The sequence below is a fragment of the Streptomyces sp. G-G2 genome (genome assembly GCF_030063135.1).
Lineage (GTDB): Bacteria > Actinomycetota > Actinomycetes > Streptomycetales > Streptomycetaceae > Streptomyces.
In genome coordinates this window covers 1-2,870 of record NZ_JASISO010000113.1, presented here as the reverse complement: position 1 = coordinate 2,870, position 2,870 = coordinate 1, and the positions used below count along the sequence as shown (strand labels likewise).

The following is a 2,870-nucleotide window of genomic DNA, read 5'->3' as shown; positions in this document are numbered from 1 at the left end:
GGCCTTCAAAAGGTCATCGACCCGCACGTACAGTGCAGTTGCGAGGGTGTCCATATCGGTCGTCACACATCGAGGGTGGACACCCTCGCGTCCGTGCCGCTACCCCTTGGAATCAATCATCTAGCCCTCGGGTCCGACGCTCTGCGTCTGGTACGGGCCGGACGCGCGGCGATCGATCGCGGCCTCGTCGCCTGGGAAGAGCTCACCCTGTCCACCGACTTCAGCCCCGACGACGCTCCGTAGGCCTCCGGTCCAGCGCCGTTCACGGCCGTTTCCGGGATGGAGAACAGTCAGGGGATTCTCTGACTCTGGAAACCTCACCCCGTGCCATTCCACCGGGCTTCGGCGCGATCACTAGAGAACCCAGGCCTGCGCCTTTCCCGCGTAGCAAGCCCACTGAATCAATGCCGCGCCGGCCCGGGGTTCATCGGTTCTCGGCGGCGGGGAGTTTACTGTGAGGCATTTGTCACTGATGGCAGAGCGAAGTGCCCAGCGCCCCGCGTCTCCCAAGCGCTCGAGGGACCAGGTTTTCCCAGCCTTCCAATCGCATGGCGACTTGACGATTCTGGCGCCGTCCCGACCTGCTGCCCCGCCGAGGGTCAAACATTTTCGCGAAGCACGATCCATCAGTTCAAATGCGTTCTGGTAGGCAACTCCGTCTCCCCGTCGCAGGAAGGCGAAGTTTTGGCTGTCCGAGTTGACCGATGGCTGTACTCGAACAGAACTCCCTCCGAGTACGTGAACGTTGGCTCGATCATTGGCTCCGTCAATGACCAGGTCATCGTGACCCGGACTTCCGATAGACACCCAAATGTCGGCAACCAGGAACGGGAAATCATCCACGATCCCAGAAGGGTGAGCGGTGGCGGCCCAGCGGGCTGCGGCAAATCGTGAAAACTGGTGATGGGCATCCCGGACACTGTGGGCCACGCAGACGTGATCGTCCGGTGTTGCCTCCCGCCATACGAATCCCTTTATGCACGTATCCGGTCCGTATGCGCCACCTCCGGCCTGTCGGAATTTCTGGCCATCCTGGGTTTGAATGCGAGTGAAAGTCCGGATATTTGGTGGAACGCAGACATGGTCGTCAGGAGTTGCCTCCCGCCAAACGAATCCATTTATGCACGTATCTGGGCCGTATGGGCCGAATGCTGCAGCTTCTTGGGTTCCAGCCAAACCGCCGACCGAGCTGACCGTCAGTAGCCCGACCAATGCCACTGTGAACGTGCCACGCCTTTTTCTCTGAAGCCTCTTCTTGCTTCGCACGACACATCTCCCGGATTATCGATCGACTGATACCACCGTCCCGTCGGTCACGGGGAAGAAGTGGCAGCTCAAGGGAGGCGTACACAAGGCAGTGCTTCTGTCCTCTTTCCAGTGCATCAGGACCTGGAAAGGTCCGCAATCCGGTCGGCTCTCCTGGCGTCCGCAGCGCGCTCCCCCTCCGCCACGTCCGGCCCCGACGGGTACACCGCTGGCGGCTGGACGCGCTGACAGTAATCCCTCGGGCACTCGTGGGTCGTGCGGCGGCCCGGCCGGCCCGGCTGGTGGGCATGCCGCCATGGAGTGCTGACGCTTCGACGGTCGCAGGGGTCGCCCGGAATGTGGAGCCGCCGGGGTCCTTGCGGTCTGGGATGTGCTGGGAGAGCCGGCTCGACTTCTCTGGAGCCAACATCCGCCTTCGCGGTCAGAGTTCGGTCGTCCAGGTCCCGACAGGGTGCTCACTCGGTGGCAGCCACAACTGAGGCTGCGCCTCCCGATGCCTCTCCTCAACCTGCTCTTCCCAATGAAACCGGTCGTCCACGTCGGGCCACGCAACTTGCAACACGGGGAAAGGAGGCCGCCGGTAGAACCCGATGGCGCGCCCGAAAAAGGTCCGGTACCAGCGGAGATCCACCTGCCTGAGCGCGACCTGGTGGCCGTGGGCAACGTCAGGATGCCTCTGGCCGTCAGCCAGCACAGTGCCCGCGGCGGACTTAGCCCCGAGCCTGTTGAGCATGCGCTGCATGACGTGGACATCGAGCCCGAACATGGCGAGTTCAGGTGCTCCGTGAGTGTGTGACAGGCCGATCGTGTAGGCGAATCCAGGACCGATCTCGTCCTCGGGCACCATCACGACGTGCCATCCGTGCTGCCGCACATTCTCGATGATCGTCAGATCCGCGCGGTCCGCTTCGTCTCGGTCACCGTAGTCATGGCAGAGGACGCAGCGGCACTGGAACGGATCATCAGTCATGTGCGGAGGCTACGAGGTGAGCGTGTGAGTCGGGCAGCCAGGGTTCGTGACCGCCCCTTGGCTCGAACGGTATCGTCACCCTCCGGGACAACTCCCGAAGGTCAGTGCCAGCATCGGATGCGGGAGTCAGCGACCGGCCCGGGCACGTGTGGTCAGCGCTGGCCGGTGAGCGGTGAGCGGTGAGCGGTCACCGGTGGCCCGGGCCTGCGGGCACGCCGTGTACCGGGGGAGCGGAAGCAGCGGGGCGTGACCCGGGCCCGTTGGGCCGCCGGGAACGGCTTTCCGGCCGTCGGCCACGCCGATCAGCTCTGCGCAGTCGGCCGGACCACGATCTCGTTCACGTCCACGTCCGCCGGCTGCCCGATCGCGTAGGCGACGGCCCGCGCGACCGCCGCGGGCGCGATGCCGACCTCGTCCCGCATGCGCGTGATGTCGTCGCGGACCCGGTCGTTGCTCGACGCCTCGGCGAAGTCGGTGGAGATCACGCCGGGCGAGACGGTGGTGACCCTTAGTGGTCGACGCGCGAAGTCCTTCGGGGGTTGATCAAGCAGTCGGTGCGGTGGAGGATTCTTCCTGTCGGTCGAGAGAGTGTCGGTCGAGTCTGGCCAGCAGATCGTCCAGGTCGGAGGTGGTG

The 2,870-nt window shown here is 64.4% G+C and carries 2 protein-coding genes and 2 pseudogenes; 1 reads left to right on the top strand and 3 read right to left on the bottom strand.

Features of this window, described 5'->3' with window-relative positions:
* Positions 1-117: 117 nt before the first annotated feature.
* Positions 118-243 (top strand): annotated as a pseudogene (locus QMF80_RS38530) (short-chain dehydrogenase/reductase); the annotation flags it as partial.
* A 111-nt stretch (positions 244-354) separates the two neighbouring features.
* Here the strand turns inward: QMF80_RS38530 and QMF80_RS38525 are convergent.
* The 3 genes and pseudogenes from QMF80_RS38525 to QMF80_RS37720 all read right to left on the bottom strand — a co-directional run.
* Positions 355-807, bottom strand: a complete 453-nt coding sequence (locus QMF80_RS38525) for an RICIN domain-containing protein (RefSeq protein WP_502963007.1) — start codon at positions 805-807, stop codon at positions 355-357.
* 880 nt (positions 808-1,687) lie between these two features.
* Positions 1,688-2,236, bottom strand: a complete 549-nt coding sequence (locus QMF80_RS37725; protein WP_283461929.1) for a DUF4262 domain-containing protein — start codon at positions 2,234-2,236, stop codon at positions 1,688-1,690.
* Between the two features lie 302 nt (positions 2,237-2,538).
* Positions 2,539-2,748 (bottom strand): annotated as a pseudogene (locus QMF80_RS37720) (oxidoreductase); the annotation flags it as partial.
* Between the last annotated feature and the right edge of the window lie 122 nt (positions 2,749-2,870).

What these genes read in the sequence shown, in the direction of transcription:
- QMF80_RS37725 (WP_283461929.1), bottom strand. Translation starts at nt 2,236, where the DNA reads ATGACTGATGATCCGTTCCAGTGCCGCTGCGTCCTCTGCCATGACTAC.